General features: G+C 53.3%; 16 protein-coding genes. 4 read left to right on the forward strand and 12 right to left on the reverse strand.

Features of this window, described 5'->3' with window-relative positions; all coding sequences use genetic code 11:
- Positions 1-48: 48 nt before the first annotated feature.
- From ftsX to ACTRW9_RS11455, 3 genes are read right to left on the reverse strand one after another with little or no spacing between them, the layout of a single operon-like run.
- Positions 49-954 (reverse strand): permease-like cell division protein FtsX, encoded by a 906-nt coding sequence (gene ftsX / locus ACTRW9_RS11445; protein WP_442429450.1) that lies wholly within the window; start codon positions 952-954, stop codon positions 49-51.
- Positions 951-1,622, reverse strand: a complete 672-nt coding sequence (ftsE, locus tag ACTRW9_RS11450; protein ID WP_442429451.1) for a cell division ATP-binding protein FtsE — start codon at positions 1,620-1,622, stop codon at positions 951-953. Before ftsE ends, ftsX begins: the two co-directional genes overlap by 4 nt.
- Positions 1,623-1,680: 58 nt before the next feature.
- The gene (locus tag ACTRW9_RS11455) at positions 1,681-2,304 is read right to left on the reverse strand and encodes a hypothetical protein (RefSeq protein ID WP_442429452.1); all 624 of its coding nucleotides are present in this window, start codon (positions 2,302-2,304) and stop codon (positions 1,681-1,683) included.
- A gap of 170 nt (positions 2,305-2,474) precedes the next feature.
- Here ACTRW9_RS11455 and ACTRW9_RS11460 point away from each other — a divergent pair, with 170 nt between their 5' ends.
- Together ACTRW9_RS11460 and ACTRW9_RS11465 are read left to right on the forward strand one after the other, a co-directional pair.
- On the forward strand, positions 2,475-3,191 hold the full coding sequence (locus tag ACTRW9_RS11460; RefSeq protein WP_442429453.1) for an HmuY family protein: 717 nt from the start codon (positions 2,475-2,477) through the stop codon (positions 3,189-3,191).
- 83 nt (positions 3,192-3,274) lie between these two features.
- Entirely contained in the window at positions 3,275-3,961 is a 687-nt protein-coding gene (locus ACTRW9_RS11465) for a formylglycine-generating enzyme family protein (RefSeq protein WP_442429454.1), read from the forward strand.
- Here ACTRW9_RS11465 and ACTRW9_RS11470 read toward each other — a convergent pair.
- The gene (locus ACTRW9_RS11470; RefSeq protein ID WP_442429455.1) at positions 3,958-6,168 is read right to left on the reverse strand and encodes an Rne/Rng family ribonuclease; all 2,211 of its coding nucleotides are present in this window, start codon (positions 6,166-6,168) and stop codon (positions 3,958-3,960) included. The two genes, ACTRW9_RS11465 and ACTRW9_RS11470, sit on opposite strands and share 4 nt — an antisense overlap.
- A gap of 239 nt (positions 6,169-6,407) precedes the next feature.
- On the opposite strand from ACTRW9_RS11470, the gene ACTRW9_RS11475 reads away from it, so the two are divergent.
- Positions 6,408-7,970, forward strand: coding sequence for a phosphoglycerate kinase (locus ACTRW9_RS11475; RefSeq protein WP_442425451.1), 1,563 nt, complete (start codon positions 6,408-6,410; stop codon positions 7,968-7,970).
- Here ACTRW9_RS11475 and ACTRW9_RS11480 read toward each other — a convergent pair.
- From ACTRW9_RS11480 to ACTRW9_RS11490, 3 genes are read right to left on the reverse strand one after another with little or no spacing between them, the layout of a single operon-like run.
- Complete coding sequence (locus ACTRW9_RS11480) at positions 7,925-9,679, reverse strand: glycosyltransferase family 9 protein (protein ID WP_442429456.1); 1,755 nt, start codon at positions 9,677-9,679, stop codon at positions 7,925-7,927. The two genes, ACTRW9_RS11475 and ACTRW9_RS11480, sit on opposite strands and share 46 nt — an antisense overlap.
- A gap of 2 nt (positions 9,680-9,681) precedes the next feature.
- Positions 9,682-11,475: a glycosyltransferase family protein gene (locus ACTRW9_RS11485; protein WP_442429457.1), complete on the reverse strand. Its 1,794-nt coding sequence runs from the start codon at positions 11,473-11,475 to the stop codon at positions 9,682-9,684.
- On the reverse strand, positions 11,472-14,318 hold the full coding sequence (locus ACTRW9_RS11490; protein WP_442429458.1) for a glycosyltransferase family protein: 2,847 nt from the start codon (positions 14,316-14,318) through the stop codon (positions 11,472-11,474). Before ACTRW9_RS11490 ends, ACTRW9_RS11485 begins: the two co-directional genes overlap by 4 nt.
- A gap of 242 nt (positions 14,319-14,560) precedes the next feature.
- Between ACTRW9_RS11490 and ACTRW9_RS11495 the strand changes: the two genes are divergently transcribed.
- Positions 14,561-15,256, forward strand: a complete 696-nt coding sequence (locus ACTRW9_RS11495) for a sulfite oxidase-like oxidoreductase (RefSeq protein ID WP_442429459.1) — start codon at positions 14,561-14,563, stop codon at positions 15,254-15,256.
- Between the two features lies 1 nt (position 15,257).
- Here ACTRW9_RS11495 and ACTRW9_RS11500 read toward each other — a convergent pair whose 3' ends face one another.
- The 5 genes from ACTRW9_RS11500 to ACTRW9_RS11520 all read right to left on the reverse strand — a co-directional run bounded on the left by ACTRW9_RS11500 (position 15,258) and on the right by ACTRW9_RS11520 (position 18,406).
- Positions 15,258-15,986: a hypothetical protein gene (locus ACTRW9_RS11500; protein WP_442429460.1), complete on the reverse strand. Its 729-nt coding sequence runs from the start codon at positions 15,984-15,986 to the stop codon at positions 15,258-15,260.
- On the reverse strand, positions 15,983-16,747 hold the full coding sequence (locus ACTRW9_RS11505; RefSeq protein ID WP_442429461.1) for a formylglycine-generating enzyme family protein: 765 nt from the start codon (positions 16,745-16,747) through the stop codon (positions 15,983-15,985). Before ACTRW9_RS11505 ends, ACTRW9_RS11500 begins: the two co-directional genes overlap by 4 nt.
- A gap of 27 nt (positions 16,748-16,774) precedes the next feature.
- Complete coding sequence (metF, locus tag ACTRW9_RS11510; protein ID WP_442429462.1) at positions 16,775-17,665, reverse strand: methylenetetrahydrofolate reductase [NAD(P)H]; 891 nt, start codon at positions 17,663-17,665, stop codon at positions 16,775-16,777.
- A 63-nt stretch (positions 17,666-17,728) separates the two neighbouring features.
- Positions 17,729-18,223 carry a restriction endonuclease gene (locus ACTRW9_RS11515; RefSeq protein WP_442425441.1) on the reverse strand — a complete coding sequence of 165 codons (495 nt, stop codon included), beginning with the start codon at positions 18,221-18,223 and terminating at the stop codon, positions 17,729-17,731.
- Positions 18,224-18,406, reverse strand: coding sequence for a hypothetical protein (locus ACTRW9_RS11520; protein ID WP_005010216.1), 183 nt, complete (start codon positions 18,404-18,406; stop codon positions 18,224-18,226).
- Positions 18,407-18,462: the final 56 nt, after the last annotated feature.

The raw sequence follows: 18,462 nt of genomic DNA on the forward strand, positions 1-18,462 counted from the left end.
ACACGGTCAAGGCAAAGATCCCTGCCAGCCTATATGAAATTTTTATCTTCATCGACTTCGAAACATTTTGAGGAACTGGTTTACTGAAAGGTAGCTGCCTACCCAACCCAGGAATAAACTGCACACAAAAATGCTGCCCACAAATTGCGGTGACAAGAAATGAAATTCCATTCCACGGGTTATGACTTCCAACGAGCCCTGAAAATTGATTGTCAGAAAGATCTGCAGACCCTTAACCAGGGCCAAAGACAGGGCGGCTCCCAACAGCCCGTGCAAGGCCCCTTCCAGCAAATAAGGAAACTTTATGAAACGCGGTGTCGCTCCGATCAAAAGCATGAGCTCGATTTCTTCCCGGCGGGCAAAAATGGAAAGCTTGATGGTGTTGGATATGATCAGGAGGGCGCCGATGCTCAACAGGGCTCCAAGTGCAAATAAAAACACCTTCATGAAAATCATAAACGTCTCGAACCGGCCGATCCATTTTTCTCCGTATTCAACGGACTCCACACCCTCTTGAACACGAACCCGTTCGGCAAATGATTTGATCGCCGAGAACTGCCGATCCAGGGCATGGAACTGAATGTTAAAGGACGCAGGCAATGGATTCAGGTCCATCTGCCCTAAAAATTCGGAATGATCTGAAAACATCTCCTTGAAATGCGTCCACGCCTCATCCCGGGACACGTATTTAAAATATTTTACGTCCGAGCTTGCCCGAATGAATTTTTCCAGCTTCGTTCTGGACTCCGACCCAATGTTGTCCTTCAGGTACACGATCAATTGCACCTGGTTGCTCCACGAGGTGAGAAGGGAGTTGAGATTCACATAAACGAAGATGAACAGGCTGAAAATGGATAAGGCGACGGTGATGGATCCCACCGATGCAAGGCAGGTCTGTTTGTTGGATTTGATATTGGAAAGTGCCGCTCGAAAACTGCGTATCAGAAAACTCACGTGAGTACCCGTGTGTCCACAATGCGCCCCCGGTTCAATGTAATAACCGAATGGTTGCCGCTGGCCAGCATGTCCTGGTTGTGGGTGGCGAACACCACGGTCGTTCCCGCCCGGTTTGCCTCCTCAAACAGATTGAGAATTTCCTGCGAGATAACCGGGTCGAGATTCCCGGTTGGCTCATCAGCGAGAAGAATCTTTGGTTCAGTAACCAGGGCCCGTGCGATGGCCACACGTTGCTGCTCGCCACCGGATAATTGCAGGGGGTAGGCATCTTTACGGTGCGACAGACCGACATTCTTGAGTGCTTCCCATGCCCTGGAACGAATCAACCGCCGGGGCTGGTTGCTGGTGATTTCCAACGCGAACGCGACGTTCTCAAAAATGGTTTTCCCAGGGAGCAGTTTGTAATCCTGAAACACCACGCCGATATTCCGGCGCAGAAGGTAAAGCATGCTTTCCTTGAATTTACCGATGTTCATGCCGTTGACCAGTACCTGCCCATGGTCATGCTTCTCCCACCGAAAAAGTATTTTAAGAAGGGTGGACTTCCCGGCCCCACTGGGTCCGCTCAAAAACACAAAGGCGCCCTTCTTGATAATCATGGAAATGTCGAACAGGGCGGGTGTGTTGCCTTCGTAGGTTTTGTAAACGTTGTACAGTTGAATCATGCTTGACCGGTCCGAACCATACAAATGCACCCTGCCCCGGGAGGGAACGGGACGGGTTTTAATTCTTGGGAGTGGACGGCGGCAATTCGTCCGCCAGAATGATGTCGCTTTCCATGCTGTCATCGGCAATGTATTCGCCGGTGGACATCATGGCCAGCACATCGTGACCGTAAAATTCGCGGATCTGCGTGTCGGAAAGCATATCCAGATGTATGAATGTCTTGATGATGAGGCGTCCGTCCTCAATCTCATAAGCAAAAACCCCGGTGGAACACACAAGGTACCCCTCGTGGTGACCGAATGTCAGAAGGCCTTCCTCCAGATAATTGTCCAGGGTGATGATACAATTATCCGTGGTCTCCGTGCGTTCGCTGAACCGGTCGATGCAGTGAGTGGTGTACGCCACCTGCGGGTGTGTGAATGATTTGTAGAGCCGGCCCTTGTCCGTGGATTCGCTGTGGGACGGCGAAACCAGGGTGACGAATCCGTGCCGGGTGAAATCCACCAGGCAAAGAACGTCCTTGCCGAACTTCCGGGCGACTTTCTGGGTGATGCGGTTCATGAAGCGCTGGCGCTTGCGGATGGAAATCCGCCCCGACCGTCCGAAATGCTTCTGATATTCCTTTTTCAGATAAGCTTCGATTTGATGCTTTTTAAAAGCAAAATGTTTGTCTTCAACCATTCTCAAACCTGTAAAATCGGACAAGTGCAACCACAGAACTCATTATACCCATCCTGTTAAAAGGAAAAAAGGCGATTTTGACCTTCTCCATTGAAATTGAAGGAGAAATCGGCGAAACTCCCAGTCTGTTTTCCACTTACAGAGCCCACTCCCTTTGATACAATGACATTATGAACAGTACAGCCAAAACCTTCCTCCTCCTTCTGGGCGCCACGGTTTTTTTCAATCTGATGTTTTATTACCTGTCCTCCAATATCGAGGATTTTGAAAACTTACCACTCCCTCCCAAAAAGGTGGATCGGTACGAAACCAACAACCCCCTGATCAAGGTGGACGCGCAATCGCGGGATACGTGGGCCCTGCTCGACTTTTCAACCGGTAAAATCCACCGCGTGGAGGACATGGAAAAAGACACCCACCGCCTGCAGAAGCTGGACTGGGACCTGGCGTTCCAGCGGACCAAGATTGTCACCAACGGGGGCGTCACCAATCCACAAGGACCGGTTCAGGTAAAAAACCTGGGTCAGGTGGAATTTGACCAGGTGCAAGATGTCCCGGCAGCCCGGACCGATTTCAAGCAGGATGACCGGGGCTGGGGAGGCAGTATCGTCAACCAGGCACTGGTTGACTGGTACATTTACCGCACCCGCACACACAATGTGGAATCCAAAAAGGATGTCTTCCTGATCGATACCGGGGACGGGTTCGTGAAAATGAAGATCATCAATTACTATTGCGAACGTCCGGAATCCGATTGTAAATCCATGATGTGCACGCGCGACGAGGCCGCCTGCCTGACGCTGGAATACCGTTACGTTCCGGAAGGGGAAAACATCTTCCCCACCAACCCCATCGACCAACCGCAAACAGCCCAGGTCAGCCATTGAAGCAGGCAACCCTACTGCTGGTTCTGGTAGTGTTCTCGTTGCTTCCGGCGTGCCAACTCTCCTCCGCATCCGAAAAGGAATCGATGGTCTTGATTCCGGCAGGCGAGTTCCAACTCGGAATGCCCGTATCTGACAACATACCCGCGTTCATGTCCGACCGGACATCCAGCGCCAACGCGCAGCCCATGCAGAAAATGCATTTGGATGCGTTTTACATCGACCGGTTTGAAGTCACCTACGCTGATTTCCTGGCATTCAAACCTTCCGCCCGCTACGCGGAAGGACGGGCCAATCATCCTGTACGCGGTATCAGCTGGTACGAGGCAGACGCCTATTGCCTGTGGCTGGGCAAGCGTCTGCCGACGGAGTTTGAATGGGAGAAGGCCGCACGTGGCGAGGATGGCCGGTTATTCGTCTGGGGAAATGAGTTGGACAAAAACAAAGCCAATTTCGGAAAAACACCCCGGCCGGTCGGCAGTGTGAAGAGCGATACAAGTATCTACGGCGTGCAGGATATGAACGGAAATGTTTCCGAATGGACCACCAGCTGGTACCAGCCCTATCCCAATTCCCAGCACAAAGATGCCAACTTCGGGGAGAACTTCAAGGTGATTCGCGGCGGTGCCTACAACAAGCGCGAGCACGGATTCATGGAGCAGTTCGCCATGGTTCCTTACAGAAATGTGGCGCCCCCAACCATGCGCACCTGGAACACGGGGTTCCGTTGTGCGCAATCGGCTGGAAAGACGGAATCCGGCAATCCGGGCTAAAGCCCGGAAGCCAGATCGTCTCGTATGGGTTTTGGCTCGTCCCCTCCCCGGTCATCGGCCTTGTATGGAGGGTCGAGGACCACTTCATGCAACCGGGAAACATTTTCCACCGGTTGCGGAGAAGACTCTCCACCATCCTCACTTTCCGCACTTTCCGTTTTTTCCACCGTTTTACGGGGTGTGCGCGTTCGGCTGCCTCCACGCCTGCGATTCGGGTTGCGTCGCCCATCACGGGAACGGCCCGACCGGCTTCCCCGGGAAGCGGGCTTGTCCTCTCCCGGGCTTTCGGCCTTCGAAGAAGTATCCACGCCCTCATTTTCAACGGCGGGAGATGCCTCCTCCACCGGCAAAACCGGATCGCCTGTCACAATCGGTGGAGCTTCAAAACCGGATTCTTGAGACTCATCCTTACCGTTTCCCGGAAAAGGTGTGTCCACCATGGTATCGGGGGCAGCCTCCTGCCCTTCTTCGCGTGGTGTCCAGTTGGAACGATTACGGGAACCGCTGCGCGAATCTCCAGAACGGGAGGAACGCCCCCGGCTGGAGGAACGACGTCCCCGGCCACGTCGGTCCCGGTCTCCGCGGTCCTCAGAACGGGAGTCCGGGCGGGAGTCCGGGCGGGGTTCTTTTCTGACTTCAGTCCGTCCGGTGACCGTCTCCGGTGCCGCGGTCCGGAACTCAACACCGCGAGCTCGACTTTCCATTTGCCGTTCTTCTTCGCGCTTGCGCTCCAGAACGGTATAAGAGAAGCTCTCATACGCCAGGCGGTCCTTCGCCGTGAACTGAATGAGGCATTGCGTTTTGTCCTGCAACTCCTGCAGGTACTTTGTTTTATGATTCAAAAGGTAACTGGCTACTGCGGAGGAAACCTCCACGGCCAGAACCTTTACGTTGCCATCGGCCAGAATTTCCCGAACTTTGCGCAGGACGCTCAACGACAACGAACTTTCAGTACGTGTGAAACCGGTGCCCTGACACAAACCGCATTGCTCGAAGTTCCCTTCCTTGACCGGCGAGGACAAGCGCTGACGAGACATTTCCAGCAGGCCGAACCGCGAGATGCGTGAAATATTGATACGGGCCTTATCCGATTTACAGCTTTTCTTGATTTCTTTTTCGACGTTGCTTTTGTTCTTCTTCGAGAACATGTCGATGAAATCGATGACGATCAAACCACCCAGATCGCGCAGGCGCAACTGACGCCCGATTTCTTCCGCCGCCTCCATATTCGTGCGTGTGGCGGTGTCTTCCAGGTCACTGGAGCTTGTGGTTTTGCCGGAGTTGACGTCGATCGCCACCATGGCTTCTCCGACATCGAATACCAGCGATCCCCCCGAAGGCAGATCGACACGTTTTTTATAAATGTTTTCGATCTGCTCTTCGATCTTGTACTGGGAAAAAATGGGTTTTGTTTCCTGGGAATACTTGATCCGATTGCGCATCCGCGGCATTACCAGGCGCATGAACTCCTTCACCGCCTTGTAGGATTCCGCGTTGTCCACAATGATCTCAGAGGTGTCGTTGGTGAAATGGTCGCGCACGGTGCGCACCACCATATCCGGCACCTTGTAGAGAAGGCACGGACCCTTGGTTTCGGGGTCTTGAAGTTTTTCCTGAATTCCCTCCCAGATCTTCATGAGCATCTGAAGGTCTTTCTGTAATTCCAGCTTGGTGCGCCCCATGCCGGCAGTGCGCAGGATCACGCCCATATCTTCCGGCAACTGGAGATCCGAAAGCACCTCCTTCATTTTCTTACGCTCGGATTCATCCTCGATTTTCCGGGAGATTCCGCTGGTTTCCTTGGAGCACATGAGCACCAGAAACCGGCCCGGAATGGTGACCGCGTTGGTCAGGGAAGGCCCTTTGGCGTCGCGGCTTTCCTTAACCACCTGCACCAGGAGCTTCTGCCCGCGGATGAGCACATCCTGGATCCTGGTTTTTGATTTCCTTTCCCCTGTCTGAAGGTACGATTCTCTCAGAACATCCTTAAATGGGAGGAAGCCGTACTTTTTACCACCAAAATCAACAAAGCAGGCCTCGATGGCGGGTTCGACCCGGGTGATGACGCCCAGATAGACGTTTCCTTTCAGGAGCTCCCGGGAGGAGTGTTCTACTATGTATTCTTGGATTGTTCCATCTTCGATGATTACGGCGCGGCATTCTTCGGGGTGTTCCGCATTGATTAACAGTTTTTTCTTTTTGGACATATCATTGATGGCCTTTCAATTTGGCGCATGGAAGTCCTCGCCGACTACCTGCCTTGGACATGATAAAACAAAACGAATATTATTTCAAAAACGGTAATTTGTGTTATTTTATGAATGGAATCAAAAGCTTCGCATTGGGAGGCAAGCATCGTTCCGGGCTTCGGCGGAAAACTTGGAATCGGCCTTCCTAACTTTTCAATTATAACACATAAAATCAGTTAATTAGGTCATTTTTCCTCATGGAAAACGTCGCCAAAATGCCGTGTGTGGATGACTTGACCCCGGCAGACCTCATCGAAAAAACTATATTCATCCGAGTCGATTTCAACGTTCCCCTGGTCAACACCAGCAAAGGATACCGCGTCGCCGACGACACCCGCATTCGACGTTTCGTAGACACCACTTTCAAGAAAATTCACGAGCTCACCGATGGCAATTGCCGGATCATCATCGGCTCCCACCTGGGTCGACCCCATAAGAAAAAGGATTTTATGGGATGGGACGGAGTCTTCAACATTCAGTTTGTCTGCTCCCACTTTGACACACTGATACGGGAATTATACGAGGACACCTACACGATTTTCCCGCCGGAAATTACCGACTCCCACCTGAAAGATTCGCTGAATATCATTTCCAATCACCGCCTGCCTCGGGGAGGTATCAAATTCCTGCCCAATCTCCGATACCTGTTGGAGCCCAACAATCCGGACACCTACCGCCAGGAGTTTATGGAGGAAGTGGCAACCTGTTCGGACATTTTCATCAACTGCGCCTTCGGATGCAGTCACCGGGTCAGCAAGAGCATCCAGTTGCTTCCACAACAAATGCGCATGCAGGGTAAAACCGTGGTAGCGGGAAGCCTTCTAAATGTTGAAGTGAACCGCCTCGGCAAATTTGCTCAAAAGGCTTTGGATTACCCGGAAAAAACGGCGGTGATTGCCGGTGGGGCTAAGATTGCGGATAAAATCGGCATTTTGAAACAGTTTGTGGACAGCCGGATCCGTCTCATCTTTATTGGTGGGAGAATGGTGAATGCTTTTCTGCTGGCACAAAAGTTTGCCGAAAAAATTCCCACACTCCAGCAGAAAGATCTTCCCGCCAAGTTGTTTCTCAACAAGACGGAAGAAGAAAAGGCGGATGTTGTCAAGGAAGTGTGCTACGCGGACGAAATCTTGAAGCTTGCCGAAGCCAATGAAGTCAGTATCGTGTTTCCGGACGACTACAAGATCACCAAGGATTATTTTGAAACCGAGTACGTGGTGAAGGACGAGCCGGACTTTGAGGAAGATTTCCAACTGGACCTGGGGCCGCGTACCATTGAAAACTACGCCCGCAAAATCCTGCTGGAAGGGCAATCAGGAGAAATTCAGAATGTATTCTGGAACGGTCCGCTCGGTGCCTACGATCACCCGCAGACGGAGCAATATGCTGAAGGTTCGGTCAAGCTTGCAGAGCTGCTGTTTTCCGCCGCCATAAGCAACGAAAACATGTCTGTTGTCATCGGCGGGGGCGACTCCGCGGCAATTCTCAACAAGCTCAATCTGGAAGGAATGAAATACCAGGTGCGGGGGAGGATCATTCAGCAGTTGCACAAAACGATCAATGCATCGTTGTTGTCCATCGGGTTCAATAATGTGGACAAATACACCCTGTGCAACTACTTCGCGTCCAATTTTTTCGTATCTACGGGTGGCGGCGCCGCCCTGGAATTCCTGGAGGGTTACCTCAAAGATCGCGGAACCTCGCCCTCACCTTCTTACCTGCCTGGAACGGCCATTCTGCTGGAACTCACTTCCGCCTGACCCATTTCCATCCGGCTCCCATCCAGAAATTCGGTTAAAAAGCCCATGATTTCGTTAAGGGACCGGGCTTCCATTTCAAATTTGCGGTAACATTCCTGCGTTTTCCCGGCCAGGTCCAACAAGTCCTCTCCCTCAAAGTTTTCCTTTCTGCGATCGAACATGTCGCAAAGGGGGTTGAGTTCAGGATGGGTCAATCCGGCTCTGCGAATGGCGTTATCGATGCCTGCTATCCGCTCGCCGAGTGCCTGGATCCGGGGCTTGTCGAACCCCCGCTCCCTGTAAACAGACATCAGCTTTTCGCTGACTATTTGGCCATCAGATACGAATCGGATGAGTCTTTCCAGTTCCTTCCTCTTCTCCTGAACCGCACCCAAAAGAATATTGTCCTTTTCAATAATAAAATGCTGCTCCAGGAACCGGGTAATGGCTTCCATGGAACCCAATGTGGGATGTTCGCGAACTTCCAGGAGGCGATCCCTCCACATGCGACGGTAGGCTTGAGCGAACAGGGTTTCTAAATTCAGTGGATGACGAATTAGCGGTTTGAAGGCGAGATAACCTTCTTCGTCGAAACCTGATTCCAGAAGGTCGACCTCAGCAAGGTTCTTCATGAAATCCGGAACCTGCCAGCCACCGGTATGAAGATGGCCACTGATCATGGCCTCCACATGCCGTGCCTGGACTTTGTCGATGCAGATCACGTTACTGCAATGAACCTGGTAGCTGCATGGTGCGCAGGGAATGTTTGCACGAAATATGAGGTCGCCTTCTGAAAAGGGCCCGGTTTCATACGGATGCGCGTGCGCAAAAAACAGGCCCACGATTCGAACATTCAAAGCCGCCGCAATATGCATGGTACCGGTATCATTGGTCACAAGGTACCGGCAGCGTTTGAGCATGCCGATAAGCTGGGTAATGGAAGTCCGTCCACAAAGGTTTACTATTCGGTCGGAATGACTGGAAGAACCGGAAATCTGTTCCGCCAGTTCCATCTCCGATTTGACCCCGAATAAAATGATTCGGGCATTGTGGTTTTCGATCAGCCGGTCTGCCAGTTCTGCGAAACGAGACGCGGGCCAGCGGCGGTCGGCAATACTGGACCCGGCCTGAATGCCGATCACCAGTTCGTCCTTATCCAGTTCATAGGTTTTCAGAAGATCCTCAACGGCCGCATCATCCTCAGCCCCATGATCCACCCGAAGACCGTGGGTGACGGGTTCAATGTCCCCTCCCCTTCCGAAAATATCTACTAGATTGAAGGTGTTGTATGCACGGTTCATGGGTTCTGTGAAAAAATACTGAAACCAGGGATGTTCGGTTTTACGGTTTCCTTCTTCATTGCAGCAGAACCCGCGAGCTTCGGGAATCCGCAGATACTTGATCATGTATGCACTGAGAATAGAATGGCTGAGATTGACCACCATGTCGAATTGTTTGGTCCGCAACGCATCAAGCCATGCTTTTAGATATTTTGCCAGCGTCACCCAAATGACTTCCCGTCCCCAGTCACGGTCATTGTATTGCGTGATATCGAACACCACCAGCTCATCCACGTGAGGAATTTTTCTGGCGAACTCTTCAAACGACTTGTTTACCGCAAGAGTGATTCTGGCATCAGGGTGTTTCCTGCGAAGGCCGGCGATAAGCGGGGTGCATTGGACCAGGTCCCCCATTCGCGTCTGATTGAGTATGAGAATATTCTTGGCCATAGTCAGCTCTTTTTAGGAATGATTTGATCCACCATCAGGAAAAGGAGTTCGGGATCTTTAAAAGACCCTTCATCTTCATTGATTCGATCGATTACAGATTGAAATTTGAAGTCCCTTTGACCACGAAAGGGTTCCAGAAACTCCAGAAGTTCCGAATCGTCCGCCACCTGGGCAAGCGCCCGATCCAATTCACTTTCACGACTGCTCGTGCGGATTTCCAGTTCCTGCTCCCTTTCGGAGTAAATGTGCAACAACATTTCATGCATGCGGTGTCTTATGGTGTGTTCCCTTAAGACACGCAGCCGCCCCCGTTCTGCAACCATCCTGCGTACTTCAGGATGATCGAGATAATAAAGGGCCTTGGCTCGCATTTCTTCCAGGTTCGAGAAAGTAACCATCTCTTCGCCAATTCGAAAACAGTCCCCAAGTTCCGACCGTTCATCCACCAGTTGGAATCCGCCGCAAGCAGCGATCTCAAAAGTACGGGGATTGACAAAGTCGCCGTTCGGGTTGACTCCATCGTGATAGGTTGAAGAGTGAAGATTCAGGTTAACCTTACCGGCGTTATAAATTTTAACGCAATCCTCGCTGCTCACCCGTTCACCCTTGTTCTGCAAATGAGGCCAGAAAACGGGATTCTGGTTCCAGCCCGTTCCCCAAATCTTGAAATTCTGGTCCAACAGGCGGGTGAAGGCCCTGTGCCGGTTGTAATAACCTTCCCCCATGAATGAAAGGTCCGCGGCAAATTGTTTATACTCGTCTTCATCCAATTCCACAGGGTTCTGAGTCTCGGGGTGTGCCGCCTGGGGAAGATAATAAAAATTATCCAGTCCCTGCGCCTTCAATTTATTGAAAAATTCCCCCTGCTGAATTGTAAAAAAATAGTCGTACTGACCTGCCACATCCTTCCAGTAAGTCAGGGTGTTGAAGTCTTCAACGAACCAGAAAGCCACGGGAATTTTCATTTCCTTCAATTTGGTCACGGCTTCCGGGCTCATCGGGGCCTGCGCCAGAGCCAGTACCAGGTCCGGCTTGAACTCGACCGCCCGCGCCACTACGGCATCTCCCATGAGGCTCAAAAACTTGTTATTCAGTGACCGCTGATTGTTCTCAATTTTGGTGATTTTCTGCATCTCAAAATAAGAATCCTTAAAACGATCGCAGTCCAAACTGTCGACCTCATGCCCCATGGAAATCAGCGCTTCCTTGCAAAACCGGGCGGTGGGCAATGAACCACCGTAAACGGGATTCACTACAAGTATCCGGAGGGAATTGTTTTCCAGCACTTCCATTACCCGAATGCACTGGCTCATCTTCTGGAAATAATCTGGTGAAATAAAAGTGGAGGGAGCATGCACAAACACATCCCAGTTGCTTGTATTGCTTCTGGCCAGGATTTTGGGAGGGGGCTCATCAACACGGAACTGAACCCGGTCGGCAAATACATTGAGGTCCACATGTTCCAGATATACCCGGAACAGGCTCATTTTTGGCTCAATAACAACCAGCTTATTTGGAAACCGGTCAAGCAAAGCCCGGACGTGGTATCCAAACCCGAGACCGAGGACCACAATTACGGAACTCGACTCTGGATGGAATTCACGAATGCTTGCCGCCGCATCCCGTTCCGGATAATAAGTGCTGTGCAGGGAATAATTCCCGTAAATGGGAACGGGCATGCCTTCCACAGAGCGGGCAATTGAAATGTTTTCGGAAACCGGTTCCGATTTCACCCGAGCGGCCAAATGAGGATCCATTCTTTCAAGAATTTTTATATTTGCCTCAAACCGGCTCATGAACAAACCTCACTTTTTGTGATTTCGCTTTTTTCCGGTTTTTCCACATGTGCCATGCCGTTGACATGGCTTGTGTTCATGCCCAGAATCGCTTCGATGTTTTTTCGGGAATTTTCCAGTTTTCCTGTTTTTCTTCGGAGGTCTCCCGTATTCAGCGAATGGGGTACCGTTCTCTTGGCCGGACGGGCCACAATTTTGTACTGGATTACGAAAAACCGTTTCAGTTCTTCCGGCGTCAAGTCTGAAATCGTCACCCTTCCGGTGCGCAGGCTGGTCCGGCCGGAGGAAGCGAATTTTTCATACTGAGGATCGAGGTTTTCTTCCACAACCTGAACTTCGTATCCCGTTTCCGCAAACAGTTTTTGAATTTCCTTCAGGGTATAAAACCGCAGATGCGTGCGGTCTAGTATGCCCTCGTCTTCATAGGTCCAGTTGCCTTCCCCCAGTTGATTCAGGATGCCGTGGTACTGGATATTGGGGATGCTCGCCACCACCACCCCCTGTTCACTGAGATAAGGGAGGGTTTTACGCAAGACCATTGCCGGATCCACGAGATGTTCCAGGACATCCGCAAACAGGATGCAGTCAAATTTCTTTTCCTCGAAAGGCAGGTCCATGGACTCGACGCTTCCTTCCACCAGCCGATCCAGATTGCGGCGGGCTTCACCGGCCGCCTGGGTGTTGATTTCGATACCCGCAACATACGCGCCCTGCCTCTGTTTGATGGCGTTCCCGGTATGTCCGGCACCACAACCGACTTCCAGTACAGACCGGGCCTCCAAAGGCACCAGATGAAGCAGGTCCCGGCGGACATTCCGGTAATAATCGGAAATTCCTCCAACATGGGATACCGTTTCCATTTCCTGAGTGGATAATGCCTTCATCCATTCTCTCACATGAGCGACCAGTGTCTGCGCGCGGTGATCGTAGGTGTGCCGCGCCAATACTTCCTGCCTTCCCGCTTCCGCGATGCGCTCTGCTTCTTCCGGGTTGGCCAGATAGTGCCGCACGGTATCGACGACCGACTCGTCCTGATAAACAACCAGATGTTTTCCATTCTCAAACAGGTCAATGAGGCCGCTTCCCTCTGCCTCGTCTGTGACCAGCAGGCTGCCGGAACACAATACCTCGAACACGCGCATGTTGAGGTCGTTGCGCACGGCGTTGTTGAACACGATGCGCGACCGACTGAACACCGCCGCCATTTTTTCCATGAACTGGCGGTCGATGTGGACATCAAAATGTTCACCCAGTTTATCCAGCAACTGTTTGCGCCGCGGCAGGCTGGGAAGGATGCTTCCAACGAACCCGACGTCATGCTCTTTTTCCAAATCCTGCTTTCCATGAATTTCCGGATCGCACGCCAGCGGCAGCCACTCCACATAAGGGATGCCCGCTTTTTTAAATTCATCGACATATTCCCTTTGCGCAAGGAAAACCATGTCGAAATGTTGCGCGATTTTAAGATGCTGATCCTTATTCAGGTGGGTGTCGATCAGGTAGCACACTTTCGGCACTTGAAGCGTGTGCAGGTCTGCCGGAATCACGTTCAATCCCGTCTCTACGTAGAGGTACAGGTTGGGCCGCCAGCCTGCGGGGATTTTTCCGATGACGGACTGGATGGACTCATTCGGTTCGCGCCTGATCTCCGGCTGGTTGGCGGGCCAGTCGAGGGCTCCCATGTTCCAGTTACGGCGATGCTCGGGAGTGAACGCGGAACCGCAGGTAATGACATCATGCTGTCTGCGCAGCGCCCGTTCCAGGTAATGCGCGGTGGTGACGGGATTGCCGTTGGTGTCCATCAGGATATTGAGTTTTTCAGGCAGCTCCCCAAAGCCTTCGGAGCCCCCCTCTTCCATCGCTTCATGGCGGACGAGAAACTGGTCGATCGCCGTCTGCACCGCCTGCTTCCAGTTTTTGACAAACCGACCGATCGGGAACAGCTGCCCCACCGTCTCCCGCGCTCTCTGACCCATTTCGCGGGCCTTGTCCGGATCATTCAACAATTCCTCAACCCCCCGACGCAGGGCGGCGATGTCTTCGGAAATAAAACCGTTCACTCCGTTTTCGATGGGGGACGTCGCGTTGCGGGTGGAAACCACCGGCATGCCGGTGGCCATGGCTTCCAGCATCGACAGATTGTAGCCGTCCTCGTAACCGTCCACCGTGGTGTTGAGAAACACGCGTCCGCGGCGGTAGTGGTCGCACAGGTCCTCGAATCCGCGGGACAGGCGGCTTCCGGGAATCTGCGGGTTCTGTCCGAGGGTGACGCAATCGAATCCTTCGACGATCTGCGAGCTCGCCGTGTAACCCAGCATCAGGTCGCGTTCTTTCAGGTTGTTGGCGACGCGCAGGATGAATCCCCCGCTCCCGTCGTAGCCGCCGTATTCGTCCAGCGGCAGGCCGGGCCGGATGATGTCCCCTTCCAGCCCCCAGTCGTCGCGCTTGCTCTGGGAGATGAAAACGCGGTGCACGTCGCGGGTCAGGTCCTCAACCATGCGGTGGTATTCTTCCTTATCCACTTGGTTGCCGCTCAACCCGGCCTCGGTGGTGAATTTGTTATGAAAAACGGCGATCTTGGGCAGGTCGTAGTCCCGCGCCCACGCGAGGTCCCTCATGTTATGCGCCACCAAGAGGGCGTAGCTGCCTTCATCGAGATCCTGCCGGGCTTCTTTCTCACTGACGATGCGACCGTTTTCCGGTAGCGGCCGCATGTTCCGGTCCCATTGCCTCCGCTGACCGGCCCCGGTTTCCGGCTCGATTATGTGGAATTCATACCCCGTGTGGGCCATCAGGCAGATGTAGGGTTCGTGCCAGTTGAAGGTAAGGATTTTCAAGTTCATTTGCGTTGACGTCTCCGCTGTTAATGCCTTTAACTCTTTTCGGAATAATCGAAAAATTGCTTTAGGCTTTATTGGCCCTTTTGGAGAAGTTCCGGGGTGGATTTAAATTATTGTTTTTAAATGGATTTTAATTATTCGAAACCATTTTCTCCAGGCTCCATCCAAAAAAGGATGGCCCTGATGTCCCGTTCCCCGGCGTTTCCGGCGGAGTTTTTGTAATTGAAGTGAATTCAAAGGTTTTTATGGAATACCCTGTCCCCGATCCCAACTCCAAGCGCATCCGCACCCGGGAAGCGATGATCCAGTACCAGAAAGCCCGGCAGGAGGGCAAAGAGTGGACCGGCGAGGTGCCGATGGGCGAAGGCCCGCTGAACCGCGACGGCATGCCCAAAACCCCGCCGGGGCAGAACGTCACCGACCGCTGGCCGGTGCTCGACCTCGGCTTCCAGCCGGAAATCCCGCTGGAGAACTGGTCGCTGACGCTGTCGGGTCTTCTGGACTACCCGGCGACGTTCAACTGGGAGGAGTTCAACAAATTCCCGCAGGTGGAGGATGTGTCGGACTTCCATTGCGTCACCTCGTGGAGCCGGCTGGACAACCGCTGGAAAGGCGTGCGGTTCTCGGATCTGGCGGACCATTGCCGGGTGCAGAAGGAAGTGCGCTACGTGTACATCAAGGCGTACGACGGCTACTCCACCAACCTGCCGATCGAAGAAGCCATGAAATACGATGTTCTGCTGGTCCACACGTGGGAAGGGATGCCACTGTCGAAGGAACACGGCGGGCCGGTGCGCATGATCACGCCGCAGTTGTACGCTTGGAAGGGAGCCAAATGGATCGGCGAGATTGTCTTTCGCGAGGACGACGAACTCGGATTCTGGGAACAGCGCGGTTACAACAACAACGCCAACCCCTGGCTGGAAGAACGGTATTGGTGATCTAAGTAAGCCTTAATGTCCTCAACTTCGGCAGGCACTTGGACTGGGAGAGGGCTTCGACCCCTTTGTCGCCGATGTAGGTGTCGAACATCAGCAGGGTCTCGACGTTCTGCAAGGTCTTAGTGTTGGCCAGCGCCACCGCCGCATCCACCCGCAGTACATTCCGCGCCACATTCAGGTGCTTCACCTTCTGGAACACTTTCGACCGCGCCAGCGTCTTGATGCCGCGATCGCTGATGTTCGTCCGGTATATGTTCAGTTTGCGCACGTTGGCGAAACCGGGATGTTTCGCCATGGTGATGAGCGCGTCGTCGCCAATGGGGTTGTCCTGCAAAATGAGCACCTGCAGTTTCTTGAACGGGCCTTCCGCGAGGGCCATGCCACCCTCTTCCCCGATGTCGTTGATGCGCAGGTCCAACTGCAGAAGATTGGCGCAGAAGTCCGCCTCCACCAGCGCCACCGCGCCACGGTCCCCGATCTGGTTCTCGCCCAGGTAGAGCCGGCGCAGGTTGGCGAACCGGGGACACTGTGCGAATGCCGGGATGGCTTTGTGCGTGAGGTGGTTTTTGCTGAGGTCGAGGTTGACGACCTCCTCCACCCGCTCCGCCTCGCACAGCGCAGTCAAGCCCTCATCGCCTATGAACAGGCCTTTCAGTTCCAGGTCGCCGTCTTCGCTCAGGTTTTCGCGGATGAGGCGGTTGATGTAATCGAGTTTGGGTGTGGCGCTCATGACGGTGGTTTCAGGTTGATGACACAGCGGAACCCGATGTCGCTGAAGCTCCGCGAGAACGGATAACTCCAGTCGCGGTAGCCGACCAGCATGCCGTTGATGCTGTCCGACCACGCGCCGCCGCGCCGAACCTTCATGACGCCGCGTCGGGGTCCGCGCGGATTGTACATCAATTCTCCCAGAAAATAGAAGCGCGGAGAATACCAGTCTGCCACCCATTCCCACATGTTCCCCGCCATGTCGTAGAGTCCGTACTGGTTGGGAGGGTACTGGCCAACAGGGGCGGCGTTGTCCGCCAGCTGTTTGCCGCCGTAGGCCATGGCCGGGTCCCAGTCGGGTCCCCAGGGGAATTCACAGCCGTTGGCTCCGCCGGCGGCCTTTTCCCATTGCGCCTCGCTGGGCAGGGCCTTGCCGATGAGATGGCAGTAGTCAGCGGCTTCGTACCAGGTGATTTTGGAGACGGGGCAGTTATCGCAACTGGATGAGGCGCTGCGGCGCAGAAGGTGGTCCGGCATCACCTCTTCCAGCTTCTTGTTGGTGACCTCGTACTTGTCGATCATGAAGGCGTTGAGGTACACATCATGCGCGGGCGCGCCGTGTTCCGGCCCGAGGGCGTCGCAGCCCCTCTGGAATTTGCCCGCCGGGATCATCACCATATCCTCGGTGATGTCGAAGGTCTGATCCGGAGAAACGCCGGGCGTGGGGGAACAGGCGGTGGTACAGACCAGGAGCCATAGCGTCAGCGCCTTGAAAATCCTCATCGCAACCGGCCAATCACCAGCAGAGGGTCAGGGGTTCGGTGTGATATCCACCAGTTTTTTCAGGTTCTCGAAAATGTTGAGGGTGGCCCGGGAGCGGTTGAGCGTGTAGAAATGAATGCCCGGTGCGCCGCCGTTGAGCAGGCCCTCGCACTGCTCGGTCGCGTGTTCGACGCCGATTTCCTTGATCGCATCCGTGTCTTCCGAATGGGCTTCCATCCGCAACAACAGGGGATCGGGGATCGTCGATCCGCACATTTTCGTGAAACGCTTGATCTGCTTCAGGTTCTGAATCGGCATGATGCCGGGGATGATCGGCACGTTGATGCCGCGGGCGATGGCCCGGTCCACGAAATCGAAATAGTGATCGTTGTCGAAAAACAACTGGGTGACCACGAAATCCGCCCCCGCATCGACCTTTTTCTTAAGGTTGTCGAGGTCGGTGTTCATGTCCGGACACTCGATGTGCTTCTCCGGGTACCCGGCGACGCCGATACAGAAGTCGTAACCCCTTTTTTTGATGAAATCCACCAGTTCGTTGGCAAACCCAAAGCCGTCTTTCGGCCGCACAAAATATTCCTGATCTTTGGGCGGGTCGCCGCGCAGGGCAAGCACGTTTTCGATCCCGGCGTCCTGCAAGGCGTCCAGCACCTCGGCGATCTCATCGGAATTGGAACCGACGCAAGTCAGGTGCGCCATGCTTTCCAGGTCCAGGTCGCGTTTGATGCGCTTGACCAAATCGAGAGTCTTGGTGCGGGTGTTGCCCATGGCGCCGTAGGTGACCGACACGTAGACCGGCTGGCAGGGCTTGAGATTTTCGATGGCGGTGAACAGCTGATTGAACCCGTCGTCGTCTTTCGGCGGAAAAAACTCGAAAGAAAACGCAGGGCGTATGGTTTCAATAAGTTTTGAGATTTTCATAAGGCAGACAGTATAACATAGAGTGCCTGACAGACCAAATCTCGCGGGACATGGGAGCCCGTATCAGTAAATGTCGAAGCTTTTGAGGTACTTCAGGAAGGAGTGGACGTTGACCAGTTCCACCGGCTCTTCTTCAATCTGCCGGTAGGCGTCGTCCGAAAAGTACCCGGTGGTGATGATGATGCCTCGCGCTGCACCCTCGCCGCGGACGGAATCCAGAAACCCCTTTACCTTCATGGCGTCCACAAGGTTGTAAGGAGGATTGATAATGCAGAGCGCCAGGTACTTGCCACCCACGACGGGGGTTTCGTCCTGCATGTCTATTTCCAGTTCGGAGTCGTTGGCCCAGACCGAGTGGCGGTATTCCAGGTTGAACTTTTCAAGAAACTCAAGGCACTTGGAACGAAATTCGTCGGGGTCCTGCAGGTAGGAAGGTTTTTCGTTATCGTTATCGAACTGAATGGATTCGCGGGGGGCCTGGGGCTGGGTGTTTTTGAGAAAAAAAATGAGGACCAGGCCCAGAATAAAAGCAACAATGACCGTGATGAATATTTGCACTTATTTGATCATCTCATCGAATATTTTTTCTTTCTTTCCTTCTTTGATCAACCGGTCATGCTTGATCATCTGGCGAATGGCTATCCAGAAAACAAAAGCAACGATGAACAGCATGCCGCCAATGGGCATGTTGTCCGGTTTCAGCGCGATCAAAAGAAAGTTTTCCAAAGCTGAGGGCTGCATGTTTTCAACCTTCCTAACAGATGAGCAATAAATCTACCGGATTATACAACAAACCC

The sequence above is a fragment of the Nitrospina sp. 32_T5 genome, from assembly GCF_052156635.1.
Classification (GTDB): domain Bacteria; phylum Nitrospinota; class Nitrospinia; order Nitrospinales; family Nitrospinaceae; genus Nitrospina.

What these genes read in the sequence shown, in the direction of transcription:
- ftsE (WP_442429451.1), bottom strand. Translation starts at nt 1,622, where the DNA reads ATGATTCAACTGTACAACGTTTACAAAACCTACGAAGGCAACACACCC.
- ACTRW9_RS11455 (WP_442429452.1), bottom strand. Translation starts at nt 2,304, where the DNA reads ATGGTTGAAGACAAACATTTTGCTTTTAAAAAGCATCAAATCGAAGCT.
- ACTRW9_RS11460 (WP_442429453.1), top strand. Translation starts at nt 2,475, where the DNA reads ATGAACAGTACAGCCAAAACCTTCCTCCTCCTTCTGGGCGCCACGGTT.
- ACTRW9_RS11465 (WP_442429454.1), top strand. Translation starts at nt 3,275, where the DNA reads ATGGTCTTGATTCCGGCAGGCGAGTTCCAACTCGGAATGCCCGTATCT.
- ACTRW9_RS11470 (WP_442429455.1), bottom strand. Translation starts at nt 6,168, where the DNA reads ATGTCCAAAAAGAAAAAACTGTTAATCAATGCGGAACACCCCGAAGAA.
- ACTRW9_RS11475 (WP_442425451.1), top strand. Translation starts at nt 6,408, where the DNA reads ATGGAAAACGTCGCCAAAATGCCGTGTGTGGATGACTTGACCCCGGCA.
- ACTRW9_RS11480 (WP_442429456.1), bottom strand. Translation starts at nt 9,679, where the DNA reads ATGGCCAAGAATATTCTCATACTCAATCAGACGCGAATGGGGGACCTG.
- ACTRW9_RS11485 (WP_442429457.1), bottom strand. Translation starts at nt 11,475, where the DNA reads ATGAGCCGGTTTGAGGCAAATATAAAAATTCTTGAAAGAATGGATCCT.
- ACTRW9_RS11490 (WP_442429458.1), bottom strand. Translation starts at nt 14,318, where the DNA reads ATGAACTTGAAAATCCTTACCTTCAACTGGCACGAACCCTACATCTGC.
- ACTRW9_RS11495 (WP_442429459.1), top strand. Translation starts at nt 14,561, where the DNA reads ATGGAATACCCTGTCCCCGATCCCAACTCCAAGCGCATCCGCACCCGG.
- ACTRW9_RS11500 (WP_442429460.1), bottom strand. Translation starts at nt 15,986, where the DNA reads ATGAGCGCCACACCCAAACTCGATTACATCAACCGCCTCATCCGCGAA.
- ACTRW9_RS11505 (WP_442429461.1), bottom strand. Translation starts at nt 16,747, where the DNA reads ATGAGGATTTTCAAGGCGCTGACGCTATGGCTCCTGGTCTGTACCACC.
- metF (WP_442429462.1), bottom strand. Translation starts at nt 17,665, where the DNA reads ATGAAAATCTCAAAACTTATTGAAACCATACGCCCTGCGTTTTCTTTC.
- ACTRW9_RS11520 (WP_005010216.1), bottom strand. Translation starts at nt 18,406, where the DNA reads ATGCAGCCCTCAGCTTTGGAAAACTTTCTTTTGATCGCGCTGAAACCG.